At 49.1% G+C, this 17,185-nt stretch carries 12 protein-coding genes; 4 read left to right on the top strand and 8 right to left on the bottom strand.

All coding sequences use genetic code 11. The features are described from left to right. Positions 1-36 precede the first annotated feature (36 nt). From FHS17_RS15725 to FHS17_RS15715, 3 genes are all read left to right on the top strand, one after another. Positions 37-1,431 carry an ABC transporter substrate-binding protein gene (locus tag FHS17_RS15725; protein ID WP_167279341.1) on the top strand — a complete coding sequence of 465 codons (1,395 nt, stop codon included), beginning with the start codon at positions 37-39 and terminating at the stop codon, positions 1,429-1,431. An 82-nt stretch (positions 1,432-1,513) separates the two neighbouring features. Continuing rightward, the gene (locus FHS17_RS15720) at positions 1,514-2,395 is read left to right on the top strand and encodes a carbohydrate ABC transporter permease (RefSeq protein ID WP_208420398.1); all 882 of its coding nucleotides are present in this window, start codon (positions 1,514-1,516) and stop codon (positions 2,393-2,395) included. Beyond that, the gene (locus FHS17_RS15715; protein ID WP_208420397.1) at positions 2,395-3,225 is read left to right on the top strand and encodes a carbohydrate ABC transporter permease; all 831 of its coding nucleotides are present in this window, start codon (positions 2,395-2,397) and stop codon (positions 3,223-3,225) included. Before FHS17_RS15720 ends, FHS17_RS15715 begins: the two co-directional genes overlap by 1 nt. A 52-nt stretch (positions 3,226-3,277) precedes the next feature. On the opposite strand, the gene FHS17_RS15710 is transcribed toward FHS17_RS15715, so the two are convergent. The 4 genes from FHS17_RS15710 to FHS17_RS15695 all read right to left on the bottom strand — a co-directional run bounded on the left by FHS17_RS15710 (position 3,278) and on the right by FHS17_RS15695 (position 10,580). Continuing rightward, positions 3,278-4,582, bottom strand: coding sequence for an ABC transporter substrate-binding protein (locus FHS17_RS15710; RefSeq protein ID WP_167279340.1), 1,305 nt, complete (start codon positions 4,580-4,582; stop codon positions 3,278-3,280). Further along, complete coding sequence (locus FHS17_RS15705) at positions 4,575-6,092, bottom strand: response regulator (RefSeq protein WP_167279339.1); 1,518 nt, start codon at positions 6,090-6,092, stop codon at positions 4,575-4,577. Before FHS17_RS15705 ends, FHS17_RS15710 begins: the two co-directional genes overlap by 8 nt. A gap of 5 nt (positions 6,093-6,097) precedes the next feature. Next, positions 6,098-7,864 (bottom strand): sensor histidine kinase, encoded by a 1,767-nt coding sequence (locus FHS17_RS15700; RefSeq protein ID WP_167279338.1) that lies wholly within the window; start codon positions 7,862-7,864, stop codon positions 6,098-6,100. Between the two features lie 217 nt (positions 7,865-8,081). Further along, the gene (locus FHS17_RS15695; RefSeq protein WP_167279337.1) at positions 8,082-10,580 is read right to left on the bottom strand and encodes a beta-glucosidase; all 2,499 of its coding nucleotides are present in this window, start codon (positions 10,578-10,580) and stop codon (positions 8,082-8,084) included. A gap of 149 nt (positions 10,581-10,729) precedes the next feature. On the opposite strand from FHS17_RS15695, the gene FHS17_RS15690 reads away from it, so the two are divergent. Continuing rightward, positions 10,730-11,764, top strand: coding sequence for a helix-turn-helix domain-containing protein (locus FHS17_RS15690; protein WP_167279336.1), 1,035 nt, complete (start codon positions 10,730-10,732; stop codon positions 11,762-11,764). 101 nt (positions 11,765-11,865) lie between these two features. On the opposite strand, the gene FHS17_RS15685 is transcribed toward FHS17_RS15690, so the two are convergent. From FHS17_RS15685 to FHS17_RS15670, 4 genes are all read right to left on the bottom strand, one after another. Then, positions 11,866-13,002 carry a bifunctional cystathionine gamma-lyase/homocysteine desulfhydrase gene (locus FHS17_RS15685; protein WP_167279335.1) on the bottom strand — a complete coding sequence of 379 codons (1,137 nt, stop codon included), beginning with the start codon at positions 13,000-13,002 and terminating at the stop codon, positions 11,866-11,868. Between the two features lie 14 nt (positions 13,003-13,016). Further along, positions 13,017-13,934: a PLP-dependent cysteine synthase family protein gene (locus tag FHS17_RS15680; protein ID WP_167279334.1), complete on the bottom strand. Its 918-nt coding sequence runs from the start codon at positions 13,932-13,934 to the stop codon at positions 13,017-13,019. A 43-nt stretch (positions 13,935-13,977) separates the two neighbouring features. Further along, positions 13,978-14,619 carry a class I SAM-dependent DNA methyltransferase gene (locus tag FHS17_RS15675; protein ID WP_167279333.1) on the bottom strand — a complete coding sequence of 214 codons (642 nt, stop codon included), beginning with the start codon at positions 14,617-14,619 and terminating at the stop codon, positions 13,978-13,980. Between the two features lie 168 nt (positions 14,620-14,787). After that, a complete protein-coding gene (locus FHS17_RS15670) occupies positions 14,788-17,028 on the bottom strand; it encodes an ATP-binding cassette domain-containing protein (protein ID WP_167279332.1) in 2,241 nt (746 codons plus the stop codon). Positions 17,029-17,185 lie beyond the last annotated feature (157 nt).

Raw genomic sequence — 17,185 nt, 5'->3', positions numbered from 1 at the left:
GTTTACGCTCGAACATTACAAGGAGGGTATATCTTAATGGCTCAATCTAAAAAGAAAACTATTCTCGCTCTGACAGGAGCAGTACTTCTCACTTCCGCTTTAACAGCATGCGGCAGCAATAACAATAATAACAACACAGCTGCAAACGCTAATGCGAGCAAATCTCCTGAAGCAAGCCAGAACGCAGCAGCCGAATCTCCGGCTGCATCAAATGACACTGCCTCGGAGCGTTACGAAAAGCCGGTCACTCTGAAGCTGATGATCGACAACCAAACTTCGACAGACGGCATTAAAGCAGTTGCTGACGAAATCGAGAAGCGTTACAACATCAAGACTGAATTTGACCTCCGTCCGGGTGGAGATGAAGGCGACAACCTGGTCAAGACCAGACTCGCTACCGGTGAAATGGACGACCTGAGCTTCTACAACTCCGGCTCCTTGTTCAAGGCGCTGCAGCCTGAGAAATATTTCATAGATTTGACCAGTGAACCGTTCATGCAAAATGTACTGGATTCCTTCCTGCCGACAGTAAGCGTTGACGGTAAAACCTATGCGGCTCCAAGCGGCGCATCGCAAGCTGGTGCTTGGCTTTACAACAAAAAGGTGTATGCGGAGCTTGGCTTGAGCGTTCCGAAAACATGGGATGAGCTGAAAGCAAACAGCGATAAAATCAAGGCTGCTGGTAAAACAGCCGTCATTGGTTCCTACAAGGACAGCTGGACTTCGCAATTAATTTTCTTGGCTGACTACGCAAACGTACAGGCAGATGCCCCAACGTTTGCCGATGATTTCACGAACAATAAAGCCAAATTCGCTGATACACCAGCCGCACTGCGCAGCTTCCAGAAGCTTTCCGAAATGAAAGATTATATGAACAAAGATTACCTTGCAACAACTTATGACCAAGCGCTCAAAATGCTCGTTGACGGTACTGGCGTACAATATCCGATGCTGACTTTTGCACTCACTAATATCTTTACAACTTACCCGGATAAAATCGACGACATCGGCGTATTCGCACAACCAGCTGACAGCGCGGACAAAACCGCTCTGACGGTATGGATGCCTGCTGGAATCGCAATCTACAAAGACGGCAAAAACATCGAAGCTGCGAAAAAATGGATTAACTTCTTCGCTTCACCGGATGGCATGGCACTTCTGGCAAGCAAAGCGAAGCCGGAAGGTCCTTATGTGATCAAAGGTGCTACACTGCCGGATGATGCTTACGCAGGCGTTAAAGAAATGATGCCTTACTTCGATAACGGCAATAACGCACCGGCACTCGAGTTCTTGTCTCCGCTTAAAGGACCAAGCCTGCCGCAATTGACCGTTGAAGTCGGCGCAGGCATGAAGTCCGCAGAAGATAATGCAAAAGCTTATGACAAAGATGTTGAGAAACAAGCGAAGCAGCTCGGTATCTCCGGCTGGTGAGTTAGCATAAACAAGCAGCCCTGCCCTGCTCATCAGGCAGGTCAGGGCTTTTGTAAAGAAAGTAAGATGGGAGAGATTCACCATGCAGAAGGCTTCCATAACAAAGACTTCCAAAAAGTTTTATACGTATAAGTTTTTGTTGCCCGCCGGCATTATCTATTTCGTACTATTCCTGCTGCCTACCATCATGTCCTTCTTCTTCAGTATGACGAGATGGGATCTTGTGGACTGGGATTATATCGGCTTTGATAACTATAAGACGTTCTTCTCGGAATCATCGCTTAACATCGGGTTCCGCAATACACTGATTTACGCAGTTGTAACCTGCGGCCTTAAAGTCGTCCTGGGACTCATACTTGGGGTTGCATTGACATCCGGTCTCCGGATTAAAGGATATTTGCGCTCTGTCGTCTTCTTCCCGACTCTGTTATCTACGATTGCCGTTGGTATTGCCTTCAGCAGCATGATGCATCCAACGCAAGGTCTGATTAATAAAAGCCTGTCTCTGGCAGGCATCGTTGGTCCTGACTGGCTTGGTGATACAAGCATTGCCTTGTTATCCGTCGCTATTGTTGATGTGTGGAAAGGCGTCGGCATGGCTACCGTTATTTTTATCGCGGGCATTATGTCCATTCCAGAAGAATATTACGAAGCGCTTCAGATCGACGGCGGCAACTCATGGGACAGATTCAAGCATATTACGAATCCGCTTGTTGCTCCCGCGATGAACTCTGTCATTATTCTCGCCTTTATCGGAGGCTTGCGTTCCTTCGACCTCGTATGGGCGATGACCAAAGGCGGACCGGGCTTCAGTACGGACTTGATCGCTTCTATCATTTATAAACAATATCAAGGCGGTTTCTACGGCCTTTCTACAGCGGGCAACGTGATTCTCTTTATCGGCGTATCTCTGCTGGCCTTCCCTCTGCTTAAGCTGCTGTCGAAAAGGGAGGTTGATTTGTAATGAAAATGAAAGGCACCAAACGGCTTATTTTCGAAATCATTGCCGTTCTCTTATCTATCGTCATCTTCTGGGTACCATTCATATTTGTCATTATTAACTCGCTCAAAAACAAGACGGATGCCTCGCTTCTTGATTTGAGCTGGCCAACTTCCATCCAATGGTCGAACTATAAGGAAGTCCTTACTGCCCAAGATCATATGGTTCTGCGCTCGTTCATGAACAGTACGCTCATTACGCTGCTGTCCATCGTTGTTCTAATCGTGGTCAGTGCCATGACCGGCTATGTGCTGCAGCGCCGTAACGACCGCTGGTCTGGCATTATCCAGTTTCTTGTCATGGCCGGGCTTATGATTCCGCCTGCTGTTGTTCCAACCATATGGGTGCTTGATTCTATCCATCTGTTCAAGACGATGACCGGGATCGTAATGGTTGAAGTTGCACTTGGCATCTCCTTTGCCGTCATGCTGTACCGCAGCTTTATGGCAACCATTCCAAGAGAAATTGATGAAGCGGCTGTCGTCGACGGCTGCGGCAGCTTGAGGATGTTCTTCCAGATGATCCTCCCGCTCCTTATGCCGGTAACGTCAACGGTTGTCGTCCTGTCTTCCGTCGGCATTTACAATGACTTTGTTAACCCGCTCTACTTCTTCCCGGGAGCGAAGAATGCCACCATCCAGCTGACGCTGTACAATTTCACCAGCATGTACAATACATCCTGGAACCTGCTGTTCGCAGATATTATTCTAATCTCGCTTCCGCCGCTCATCCTCTTTATCTTCTTCAACAAACGGATCGTTGCCGGCATGACAGCCGGTGCAGTCAAAGGTTAGACGAACAAGAAGATCCCGCAACCTGCGACGGCTGCGGGATCTTCTCTACTTATTATTGCTGTTTATCCAATGCAGCTTGTAAATCCTGCATATACATCTCCGGCGTATAGTCTTTGCTTGCAATCAGCAGCTGGGCGTTATTCCAGGCGATCGTCTGCGTATCGGGATCAAACAAAGCCTCAAACCATAAGGCGCCATTCTTTACGCTGTCGATCGTCTTCTGTGCCAGCTGCGTAAGCCTCGGCACATCGGCCGGCATATTTTGTACATTAAAGCCTGATATAACGCCATATTCTTTCATCGCTTTATCCCCGTAACCCGTAAACACCGCTTTCAGCCATTCTTTCATGGTATCGTCATAAGAAGCTGCCGATAATGTAGTGGCAAGACCTGCATTCATCAGCCAGTCGTCCTTGGTCCCCACACCGCCGTTGACCAGGGGAATATTGAACAATCCAATAGCATCCGTCCCGATCTCATTTTTGAGCGAGCTGTTGAAATCCCTGAGGCTCCAGCTTCCGGTATAAAACATAGCCACTTTTCCCTCGAGGAATAACGTTGAGGCTTCATCCGTCTCCGTTGTATTCACATATTTGCCGAAATATCCTTGCTGCGCCATCTGTTGAACAATAGCCGCCGCTTCGACAAATCCGGGCTCTGTCACCTTCAGCTCCTTACGGGCTACACGCTGCATCGCATCGTAGCCATATTTCCGGATGACGTAACCGTTTATGAGCCGGGTAATCGGCCATTTATTCGCACCAGCCAGCGCAAACGGCTGAATACCATGTGACTTGAACACCTCCGCCACATGAAGCAGATCATCCCAAGTCTCTGGCACAGCTAGTCCATATTCAGCAAACAAATCCTTGTTATACCAGAACCCCTCGATATTGATCTCGAGCGGAAGGGCATACAGCCCTTTGTCTCGAACCATTGATTTCAGCAGCTTCACGGCCGCCGGATTTAATTCATTTTGCAAGCCAAGCTCACGAAATACTTTCTCGATATCCAGAATAAACCCGTTATCGGCCAGCTGCTCCAGCGGTCTGCCGGATTCATAGGAGAAAATCTCCGGCAAATCATTGCTTGCCGCAAGCAGCTGGATTTTTTGCACAAGATCCGAGGTATTGACGCTCTCGAATTCATATTTGATATTCGGATGCTTCTTCTCATATTCACGTGCCTGTTCGCTAATGATCCGAGGCTGCTGCTCCTCAAGATCGGACGATACATAATGAATAACCCGTGTCGGATCAGAGATTTGTTCATCGGATCCATAAGAGCCGCCAGAGCAGGATACCAGAAGCAGACATATCGCTGTTAATACGCCTATAGCAGAAGCCGGCTTACTCATGATCGCCCACCTCCTGTACCGGCTCATGCGATTTGCTAATGCCATGCCCTTCCCGGAACTGCCCTGGCGTTACGCCTGTATATTTCTTGAATAGCTCCGTAAAATGCCTGTAATTATAGTAACCAACCTTCTTACTGACATCATTAACAAGCATGCCTCTCAGCAGCATAATCTTCGCTTGCTCCATCCGCAGCTTGGTTACATATTTAATATAGGAGGTTCCTACCTTCTCCTTGAACAGCAGGCTTAAGTACGTCGCATTCATGCCGACATGCTCTGCCACCTCCTGCAGGGTGAACGACTCCAGGTAATGTTTTTCAATAAAAGCAAGGGCTTTCTCCACCGCATTATGCTTGGATGCATGCTTATCTTCCCTCATAAAATTATGAAGCTGCTCCATCTGCTCCCGAAGCCACTCGAACATCTCGTCTCTTGACGACATTCCACCAAGCTCCCAATGCGGTACAAGTGTCCGGGCCTCCCCGCCTGCTTCCATCGCAACCTGATACCCGATATAGGCAAGCTTCATAACCTCTTGTTCCACCAGCTCCGGACTCAACCTCTCAGCTTCCATCCAACGTTTATAGTCATCCAACTGGCGAAGCAGCCCGTCCTTATTGCCCGTTCTCATGCAAAAGACGATTTCTTCCTCACGCTCGCTGAGACCCTTCGGCAGACTTTCCTCGGCAGGCTCGAAACGGGTCCAGCCCTTCTCCTCCAGAAATACCGCGTAACGTAAAGCTCGGACAGCTTCCTTGAGGCTTGCTCCTGCTTCCGCCAGATCCGTATAGGTTTGGCCGGAACCAACGGTTTCCTGCATCTGGGGAGACATGATCGTAAGCTGCTCCCATAATTCCTCAGCATGGAGCGTGTAATGAAATACCGCCATGATCCATTCCTTCCCATACGAAAAGGAAACGATGCGGTAAGAAGGATGCTCATCCAGGAGATTTAGCCTGCCTGTTGATGCAAATACAGTAACTCCCGTTACCCGCTCCGCCTCCGCTTTGCCAAAGGCAGCCCTCCAACCAGGAATGGCTTCCGTGCCAAGCAGCAGCAAATCAAGAGTCGCCTTCTCCAGCAAAGCTTCTTTATTGGCCGATACCTGCGTCTTTAATTGGGTATGCTCCTGTTGATGGCCAATTCTCTCGATGGTCCGTACAATGGCCTCATCGATTTTCTCCAGTGTAATCGGCTTATCCAAATAATCAATGACCCCAAGCTTTAACGCCTTACGGATATATTCGAATTCATTAAACCCGCTGAACACAATACAGGCTGTATTGGGCTTTTCCTTCGCAATCTCTTCAATAAGCTGCAGTCCGGTTAACCCGGGCATACGAATATCGGTCATGACAATGTCAGGCGCAAGCTCCCGAACCATTTGCAGAGCGGAGATGCCGTCATCGGCTGTGCCGACTAGCTCAATGCCGTATCGAGACCAGTCAACCATCATTTGAAGCCCTTGTGTCACGATATACTCGTCGTCGAAAATAACGGCCTTTAACATGACTCTCAACCCTCTCTGATTTCATTTGGCCGGAATCTGATCTCAACGACCGTTCCTTTTCCCGGTTCACTGCTTACCCGAAGCGAGCTTCTCTGACCATAGTACAGCATGATACGTTCCCGGACATTTACAAGCCCATACCCCTTCTCCGTAGCCTGAATATCCTCCATCCCAACGCCATCATCTTCTACCGTGAAGACAGCCGTTCCGTCCTCCATTCTGCCTGTAAGCCGAATCGTTCCTTCACCAATCTTCGGCTCCAGCCCGTGATAGATGGCGTTCTCCACCAGCGGCTGCAAAATAAGCTTCAGAATTTCAATGCTCATAAGCCCTTGCTCAACATCCACTGTGTATTGGAACCTCGACTTATATCGAAGGTTCTGTATCGTCATATAATGCTCGATATGCTGGAGCTCCTTGAATACCGGAATCGTTTCTTTCCCTTTGTTCAGACTGATCTTGAAGCTTTCCGATAAAGCAATGGTCATCTTGGCGATATCCGCGTTATTTTGCAGGATAGCCATCCAGTAAATTGAATCAAGCGTATTATAGAGAAAATGCGGCTTTATCTGCGCCTGCAGCGTCCGAAGCTCCGCTTCCCTCTCTTTTAATTGTGAGTGAATCAGTCTTTCATTGAGCTGGATGTTCTCCGTCGAAATTTTACGGAACGTCTCCCCAATTGCCCCTACTTCATCCTCCTCAAAGGAAATCAGATGTACAGAGGCACCGGAGCCTTTGGACCAGTCAACCATCATCTTCTTCAGTTGCAGCAGCGGCCGGGTAATGCTTCCCGAAACAAACATCGACAGGATAATGGCAATAAGCGCAATAAAAGCAGCAATAAGAGTTGTATACGTACCAATCCGGTTCGAATCCTGCAGCAGCACATTCGCCTTCACAACATGCAGGAAGGTCCAATTCGTTGTCGCGTTATGATAACCAACCGTCAAATAGCCATGCTGATGCAGCTCCTGGAGTACTGCAGCTTCTCCATCCTCCCGATCGATTAGATTCGCAATAGAATCATTTTGCGCATATACGCTGCGTGACAGCTCCCCGGTCGTATCCAGCACGACAAAATCCCCGTCATCCCCCATCGCTTGCTCAAATATCGTTTTCTTCAAATTAATAATCAGCAGCCCAATGACACGGAAATTCGCCGGGTCACGCAGCAGCTTCACGCTTGAAAAAGACATGCCTGTATTGCCCGAGTTAAGGGACTGAAGCACATTGTAACTGAAAAACACTTCTCTGCCGTTAGCAGAAGCAGCACGCTTGTACCAATCTGTCTGACCAATTAACTCCCGGCTTGTCTCATCATCATAAATACCCGCATTAGCTTCAACACTTCCGTAACAGACGGAATGGAAGCCGCGATCAAATAAACAAATCGAGTCAATATGGCGGGTATCAATTAAATTGCGTACAACGAGATTTTGCAGACGGTTAGCCGTCCGGATATCAAGTACATGGCTTTCATCTGCCGCACTATCCTTCAATTCTTCCCGAAGCTGATCATTCGCCAGAATCAGCCGGTGCATATTAATCACGTTTCGAAATAATAAATCCGCCACTTCGCTGGCTGTCTGCAAATTATGCTTGTTATTGTCCAGGTGGTTATGCACGATCGTATCCTTCGAGATATTAAACGAGATATATCCTAGGATAATGAGCGGCGGCACCGACAATAAAACAACGGCCAGGAGTATTCTTGTACGAAGTCTGCGGGGACGATACTGCCTTAGAAGCGAGGATAAGGAAAATAAACGCATCCGCTTTGATCTCCTTGGCCGATTCGGCTCGTAATGATGTTTCCTTCATTGTAAACGAATACATGGCGAATATCACGGCGCCTTTTTTTAGGTGGAGTGTCTGCTTTTTTTGGATTCGTTGGGTGGAAAAAAGCTCTGTAAGACTCCTTAGGGAGCTTACAGAGCAATTACAGAGCAATGATTGCTTACAGTATTCAGGCTTACCTAATAATGGCTGTTAGTATACCTGCTTCCAGCCGTGTATGACGCTGTCACAGCGTTCGACTGCCTGAGCAAGCTCCAGAGACGGGATGACAGTTGTCTGTAGAACAAGCTGCTCGGAGGACTCGCCAATTAGAATAGTGAACTCTCCAGCTGGAACCACCCATTTATTGCTTGTAGTATTCCAAATGCTGAAGGCTCTTGGGTTTAGAAGCATTTCCGCTTGGACTGCCTGTCCTGCCGGAACCGCTACTTTCGTGTAGCTCCTCAGCTGCACCGGCGGTTCACCAGCAGCTGCCGGGAAGCTCAGATACAGCTGTGAGACGGCATGGCCGTAGATCTCACCTTCATTTCGAATCTCGAAGGTAACTCGTAAGAATGGTATTCCCGCATGCTCCATTTGCGCCGTTAGCAGATCACCATAGCTGAAAGAGGTGTATGAAAGACCATGGCCAAACGGGAATAACGCCTTCTCTCCGGATGCAGCAAACCAGCGGTAACCAACGTCCAGCTTCTCGGAGTAAACCGTGTCGAGCCCTATGCCCGGATATTGTCCTTTCGTCACGATTGGACCTTTTTCACTTGATGCCGGGAAGCTGATCGGCAGATGCCCTGACGGATTCGTATCACCGAACAATACTTTGGCTATCGCCTCTCCGCCTTGCTGACCGGGATACCAAGCTTCCACAACGCCTTTCACTTTGTCCACCCAAGGCATCTCAACCGGGCCGCCGGTATTCAGCACTACAATCGTATTCGGATTAGCTTCGGCGACCGCTTCAATTAATTGATTTTGTGCGCCGGGCAGCCTTAGATTCGGCTTATCGAAATTTTCGGTCATGTAGTCATTTACGAATACAACTGCTGTATCCGCCAGCGTTGCTGTCTTAACTGCCTCTTCTATTAAAGCTTCATCCGTTCCTGCATACCACTCCAGCGTAATAGAAGGAAGAGCTGCAGCTTCTCCGCTGGAAGAGGTATAGTGAACCTCCATTGTGACACGGCTTCCTGCTTCTAATCTCTTGACTCCGGTCTGGTAGAGAGACTGAAAATTCCAGTTGTCGATTATAAGCTCTCCATCTACATATAAACGGGTCCCGCCTGAAGCCGGGACGTAAAACGTATAATCTGCCGTCTTCTTCGGAATCAGTGTACCAGTCCACTTCGCAGATGGAGTATGTGGAACACCGTCAAACTGCCAGTTCAAGCAAAGCTTCTCCATCGTTTGTGTGCGCACAGGCTCACCGCTTAAATCTGCAGAATCATATGCCTCCATCAGCAAACCATTCTCGAACGCTTCGGCCGGAATCGTATTGCCTGCATTCGGAGACGGATAGATAAAGGAAGGGCCAGAAGGAACAGGCGCTGTACCAGGTACGTAGCTAACCCGCCCATCAGGTCCAGCACGATGCTCGATAGCTTGAAACGGAGTAACCGAGCCTGCATAAGGCACATGGGCGCTGCCTCCGCCTGATGCAATCAGGTTTACAGCCGCTTGTCCGATAATCGCAATGGAATTGACTGGCGCAAGTGGAAGGATGCTGTCATCGTTCTTCAGCAGAACAATTGATTGTTCCGCAAGAAGCAAAGCTTCCACATCATGCTTGGAATAGACTTTCCTTTCACTGCCTGCTTCGTACGATTCCTGGTCAAATAAGCCGAAGCTGAACATTTTCCTCAGGATGCGGCCGGCACTGTCATCAATCTTCTCCATCGGTACTTGCCCGCTGGCTACAGCCTGCTTTAACGGTTCGCCGAAGTACCGCTTAAAGGGAATGGTAAGCTCATAGTCCAGCCCAGCGAATATCGACATGACTGTGCTTTGGGTAGCTAGAAAATCGGAGACAACAAAGCCGTCGAACTCCCAATTTTCTTTCAGTACCTGATTGAGCAAATGGTGGTTCTCTGCACCGTATGCTCCGTTGATTTTATTGTAGGAAGCCATGACGGATGCGGCATTGCCTTCTTTAACCGCCGCTTCGAAAGCAGGAAGATAAATCTCGCGCAGCGTCCTCTCATCGATAATACTGTTCTGCACCATACGGTCTGCTTCCTGATTATTGGCTGCGTAATGCTTGATGCAGGCCATGACGCCCTGCTCCTGAATCCCTTGAATAACAGCCGTTCCGGTTACAGCAGACAGCATCGGGTCCTCGCCGTAACCTTCAAACGTCCGTCCATTAAGCGGAGTTCGAGCGATATTAACCGTTGGACCAAGCAATAACGATGTCCCGCGCTCCCGAGCGTCTTTGCCTATAATCTCCCCATATTGAAAAGCGGCCTCTTGATTAAATGCTGCCCCCATTGCAATTGGAGCAGGCAGCTGCGTCCCTACCTTTTCATGAGGCCCAGTCACACCGCCAGGTCCGTCGTTCAGCTTTAGCAGAGGAATGCCTAATTTTTCATCAGGTGTGCCGCCATGCATCATGGCTAGCTTATCATCAAGCGTCATAGCCGCAAGCAATTCCTTCACTCTTTGTTCAATGCTAAGCGTTGTGTCCATCCATCGTTTCATCTTCTGTTCAACCCTCTCCAGCATTCTTCGATTGCATGCAGTGTTCATATCGCGATATTCTTATTAAAACGCTTTCTATCACTCCTAACAACTCCGCTTTTACGGATATCGTTCTCCGATTTACAGATGATGAAGACAGGGGGATTATGGTGAACCACCAACAACTGGATAGGTATTTAAAAGAAGTCAATGAGACGGAAGCAAGGCAGCTCGAGTGGAAGGAGAATGTGAATGACATTCCTTCTGCACCACGGCAGCGGGAAATAAACGTCCCCTTCCGGATGCCAGATTCTCCTTTTTTCACCAATGGACCGATTCATATCCGCAAGCATAACCGTTTTGCTCCAATGCCGCCGCATTATCATGATTTTATCGAGCTGAATTATATCTATTCCGGAACGTGCAGGCAGACGATTAATGGTGAAGAAGTAGTACTTCGAGAGGGACAGGTTTGTCTTCTGGATTCCGAGGTCGTTCACAGTATCGAAGCTATGGGGGAAGAAGACCTGCTCATTAATATAATCATGAAGAAAGACACCTTCACTTCCTCCTTCTTAAGTCGCTTCGGATCGAGGGGAATTGTCTCGGATTTCCTGGCTAATGCGATTACGGAGAATACGAATCATAACCGGTACATCGTCTTTGAGTCAGAGGGGCATGCGGACCTGCAGCTATTCATGAAAAATATGATGGGTGAAGCGTTTGGCAGCCGGGTCTACGCACAGGAGATGATCTATAACTACACCATGCTCATCTTTACAGAATTAATGAGAGTTTATACTGTCAGAACGAACAACGGCTTGCAAGGGGCTGCCAAAGCCGACCTGATCCAGATTCTTGATTATATCGAGAAGAACTATCGGGACTGCAGCCTCACCCAACTGTCGAAGGCCTTCAGCTTTAATGCCAATTACATCGGCAATATGCTCAAGAAGAGAACCGGCAAAACGTTTATCGAGCTAGTCAAAACCCAGCGTCTGATCCATGCGGCTGGCCTGCTTGCGAACACAGACCGTCCCATCGAGGACATTGCCCATGATGTGGGATACAGCAGTCTCGGATTCTTCTACCGAATATTCGCCGAGCAGTATCAGATGACTCCTATGGCTTATCGGAATGATCGGCGAACTGGTGCAACTCAAATTCAACATAAGTCCGGCCAGGGTAACCGCAAGTTAAATTAGACTGTAGTAAATCCAACTTACACCTCCTGATCGGACTTAAAGAGCAGCAAAAAAGGCTGTTCCACCAGCCACACTGGCTTGGAACAGCCCCACTCCCCACACTACTCTCCCAAACTCTGAGCCAGATCTTCGATCAAATCCTCTTGGTCCTCGATGCCAACCGAGATGCGGATCAGCCCATCGGTAATGCCAAGCAGCTCTCTTCGCTCCTTCGGAATTGACGCATGCGTCATTCGTGCAGGAACAGAGATAAGGCTTTCTACCGCGCCTAAGCTTTCAGCCAGTGTAAAATATTTCACTTTCCGCAGCACTTCCGCCGCCCGCTCCGCGCTTCCGACATCAAAGGAAATCATTCCGCCGAAGCCAAGCGCCTGCTGCTTCGCCAGCTCATGCTGCGGATGATCTGGCAATCCAGGATAATAAACCTTCCGTACCGCTGGATGGTCAGCAAGAACACTAGCGATTGCGCGGGCATTCGCCTCATGCGCCTCCATACGAAGCCCTAATGTTTTCATCCCTCGCATTAGAAGCCATGAATCATGAGGGCCAAGCACGCCGCCAACGGCATTCTGAATATAATGCAGCTCTTCGCCCAGCTTCTCGTCAGCCGTTACAACCAAACCAGCAACAACATCGCTGTGCCCGCCCAAATATTTGGTCGCCGAGTGAACAACAACATCAGCGCCAAGTGTCAGAGGTGTCTGCCAATACGGCGTGCCAAACGTGTTGTCTACGATAAACATCAGGCCATGAGTCTTCGCCCAGGCGGATACGGAAGCAATATCCGTCAGCTTCAGCAGCGGATTCGTTGGCGTTTCGACCAGCAAAGCTTTGGTATTAGGCCGTACCGCCTCCCCTAGTGCAGCCAGATCCGCCGTATCCACGAAGGTAGCCTCGATGCCAAGCCGCGCCAGCACGCGAGTTACGATCCGGAACGTTCCGCCATACACATCATCGGTTACAAGCAGATGATCACCGCTATTGAGGCGGGACAACACCGTATGAATAGCGGCCATTCCCGAACTAAAAGCAAGCCCGCGCGCTCCTCCTTCGAGCTCCTTGATCAATTCCTCCAGGGCATGCCGTGTTGGGTTGCCCGTACGTGAATATTCGTAACCGCGGTGAACGCCAATATCATCCTGTTTATAGGTGCTGGTCTGATAGATCGGCACACTTACCGCACCTGTATGCGGATCAACCGGCGTGCCGCCGTGGATCAGCTTCGTTAATCGCTTCATCCTTCGCAGCCTCCTTACTCCCCGTAAATCTGCTTGCTGAGATACCTCTCGCTGCCATCAGGGAACACCGTAACAATCCGGCTATCATGCGGGGCAAGCTCCGCTTCCCTCAGAGCAGCTTCAAGCGCAGCACCGGAAGAGCTGCCGACAAGCAGTCCTTCCAGCCTTGCCAGCTCCTTCACACGGGCAAAAGCATCATCATCCGTTATCGTATGAATAGCATCGAAATAGGAAGGATCCATAAACGGAGCCAGCTTTTCCACGCCAATTCCCTCCGTCCGGTGGGAACCTGCCGCTCCGCCTGCCAATATCGAACCCTCCGGTTCAACAATCACAGTCTTCACAGACGGACTTTGCTCCTTCAAATAGCGTGCTGTCCCCATAAAGGTACCGCCGGTTCCCGCACCTGCAACAAAGATATCAATCTGCCCCTCCAGCTCCTGCCATAGCTCCGGACCAAGCGTTGAATAATAGGCAGCAGGGTTAGCCGGATTGGAGAACTGTGACGGTGTATACGCTCCCGGAATGCTCCGTACAAGCTCTTCCGCTTTACTTATTGCTCCGAGCATCCCTTCTGAGGTTGGAGTATGGACAACTTCCGCACCAAGCGCACGCATTAATGTCTGCTTCTCGATGCTGAATTTCTCAGGTACAACAAACATCACTTTATAGCCAAGCCCAATCGCGGCAAGTGCCAAGCCAATTCCAGTGTTGCCGGCTGTCGGCTCTATTATGGTTCCCCCAGGTTTCAGCTCTCCCCGCTCCGCCGCGTCGTTAAGCAGCGCAAGCCCAAGACGGTCCTTCACGCTGCCCCCGGGATTCATCATCTCCAGCTTAGCGAATAACCGGATACCTGCGGGTAATGGAAAACGGGTCAGTTCAACGATTGGTGTATTTCCGATCAGCTCATGGACATTGCGATATACAGCCATGTAAGCATCTCTCCTCTGCTGTTCCCATCTGGAGGTGCAGTTTCTAGGCCAGCTTGACTGCTTCCAGCAGCCAGACATAACGATTGAGGCGGGTAAAGCTGACCGTAAATCCATGCCCCATAAACAGCTTATTCAGGATCTCCAAAGACGTATAATATTCCGTGCGCAAATCTTGATAAAGATTCAAAAATCCCGCTTCAAGCGCAGATTGTTCAATCTCATGCCGCTCCTCCGCACTGGCAAATGACGTATCTGCGAATACAACACGCCCTCCAGGGGCAAGCAGCTGGCTGTACAACGCGACTGCCCGCTCTTTCTCCACATCCGTCAGATGGTGAAAAGCATACGTGCTTACAATCGCATCAATCGAAGACGGCAGTGCCGGAAATTCCAAAAAGTCGCCGTCCAGGAGCTCCATCGGCAGTTCCCGCTTGAGTACTTCACGGCGCATCCCTTCTGAGGGCTCTATTCCGTATACTTTATCGCTCTTCGCAAGCAATTTCTCGGTCAAATTACCTGTGCCAACGCCAAACTCTACAACCGTGCCGCTTACCCTCTCCGCTACCGCTTCAAGGATGCGGTCATATCCTTCGAATACTTCCCGATATTCCACATCTTCCCCGGCAACCGTACGATCATAAGACTCCGACCATTCGTCAAACAGCGCTGTAAACTCTCTGCCCATCTGTACGTATGCTCCCCTCGTGCTGCCACAATGTGTTGCTTGCTATCAGCATATGTAGCCGGGCTCTATTTGTTCTCAATATCCAATCCGTTTAATCGGGTTTAAAAAAAGAAACAGCCCTGCTCAGCTTGACCAATAGCATCAAGTGAACAGAGCTGTAAATCTATCCTACAAATACTTTGCCGTAACCGAACGCTCGCAGGTCAAGATCCCTTCCGGCGGTCCTTCGTATATCATTTCCCCGCCGCCTGAGCCGCCATCCGGCCCCAGATCAATAATCCAATCGCTCTTGCGAATCACGTCCAGATTATGTTCAATCACAATTACTGTATTGCCTTTCTCAACCAGCTCATTGATAATATTCAAAATGTTGGACACATCCGACATATGAAGACCTGTTGTTGGCTCGTCGAGAATATAGATATTGCCTTTCTTGTTCAGCTCTTTACCCAGCTTCAGCCGTTGGCATTCGCCGCCTGAGAGCGTTGAAAGCGGCTGGCCTAAAGTCAGATAACCAAGACCCACCAACTCCAGACCCTTCAGCTTAGTCCGGATGTCTTTAGCTTCGAAGAAGTCTTCTGCTTCAGCAATCGTCATTTCCATGACAGCAACAATATTTTTCCCTTTGTACTCATATTGAAGCACTTCCTGCTTGAATCGGTTGCCGTTGCATTCGCTGCATTCGATCTCCACCTTATCCATAAACGACATGTTCAGCTCAATCGATCCTGTTCCGTTGCAGGCCTCACAGCCGCCCTCGGAGTTAAAGCTGAACAGCCCGGCTGACACGTCATTAGCATCCGCAAATGCTTTACGGATCGACCCCATAATATCAGAATAGGTTGCTGGATTGGAGCGGATATTGCCGTTTACTGCGCTTTGATCAATCCGAATCGCCTCGGGAAAATCATGCGCAAACACTTGATTAACAAGGGTACTTTTACCTGAGCCCGCTACACCAGTAATAACCGTGAAGACGCCTTTAGGAACGGAGAGGCTGACGTTCTTCAAATTATGAAGGCTGCTCCGCTTGCTTTCATAGAATTCCGAGACTGGCCTAGGATTAGCATTTAATTCCTCATGACGAGTTAAATACTCGCCTGTAAGGGTACCCGATGTTAGCAGACCCTCGTAGCTGCCGCTGTACATAATCTTTCCGCCGCCTGAGCCAGCTTTGGGTCCAACATCAATGATATAATCTGCCACTTGAATGACATCCGGGTCATGCTCGACGACGAGTACAGTGTTGCCTCTGTCACGGAGCTTGACCAGCAGTTCATTCAGACGGTATACATCTCTTGGATGCAGACCCGTACTAGGCTCATCGAAAATGTACATTAGCCCGGTTAAGCTGCTCGACAGATGCTTGACCATCTTCACCCGCTGGGATTCACCGCCGGACAATGTTGCCGTCTCCCGAGTTAAGTCCATATAGCCAAGTCCGATTTCAACCAGATTTCGGAGGCGCTCCACAAGACCATCCACGATCGGCTTTGCCACCGGGTTGTCGAGGCGTTGCAGTACATGAATCAGCTCATCCAACTGCAGGACGGTCATGTCGTAAATCGAATAACCCATCATTTTAGAGGATAGAACCTTCTCGTTATACCGTTTGCCCTTGCAGACAGGGCATCTGCCGGTCGTTGTAAACTTGCTTAGCTTATCGGCACCTTTGGAGGAAGTTACCCTGTCGGTCTTTACATTCTGACGCATAAACCGGACTGCAAGCCCCTCATAGGTAGCGTTAATATCGCTCTCCTGATAAGTGACGGTAACCTTTTGCGGCTCTGCGAACAGCAGCTTGTCCAGTTCTTCTTCACTAAAGTCTTTAATCTTCTTATCGTTATCGAAGAAACCGGATTCCCCGTACGTCTTCCACTGCCAAGTACCTGGCGCAAAAGCCGGAAGCAGAATAGCTCCTTCGTTTAAGGATTTATCCATATCCAGTGCGGCTTCCACATTTAGCGTAATCGACCTGCCGATCCCTTCGCATTCGAGGCACATACCGCTTGGATCATTAAAGGAATAAGCATTGCTGTAACCGATATGCGGCTCGGCAAAACGTGAAAACAACAGACGCAGCAAAGAGTTAATGTCCGTCACTGTACCAAGCGTAGAACGGGCATTACCGCCAAGCCGTTTCTGGTCAATTACAATCGCCGTAGCTAAATTTCTAATTTCATCAGCTTCCGGCCTGCTGTAACGCGGCAGGAAAGTCCGGATAAAGCTGCTATATGTTTCATTTAACTGCCTTCCTGCTTCCTGGGCAATCGTATCAAATACGATGGATGACTTGCCTGAACCGGATACCCCTGTGAAGATCGTGATCTTTCCTTTCGGGATCTGTACACTGACGTTCTTGAGATTGTTCACTCTTGCGTTAACGATTTCAATAAAATCCTGATTCATAGATTGGTATAAGCCTCCTTCGGATTTGGCACTACTCTTTCAGGCAGATGTTCAGTCTATCAGTAGGAGATACGAGATTTCAAGCGAAAATATTCAGTATTCGCAAACTTTACGCAGAATATACGAAGAAGCCCGGAATCACTAGGATTCCGGGCTT

Origin of the sequence: Paenibacillus lupini (assembly GCF_011761355.1) — a bacterium.
GTDB lineage: Bacteria > Bacillota > Bacilli > Paenibacillales > Paenibacillaceae > Pristimantibacillus > Pristimantibacillus lupini.
Note: the sequence above shows the minus strand (reverse complement) of the source record. Positions and strands in the feature narration are given on the sequence as shown.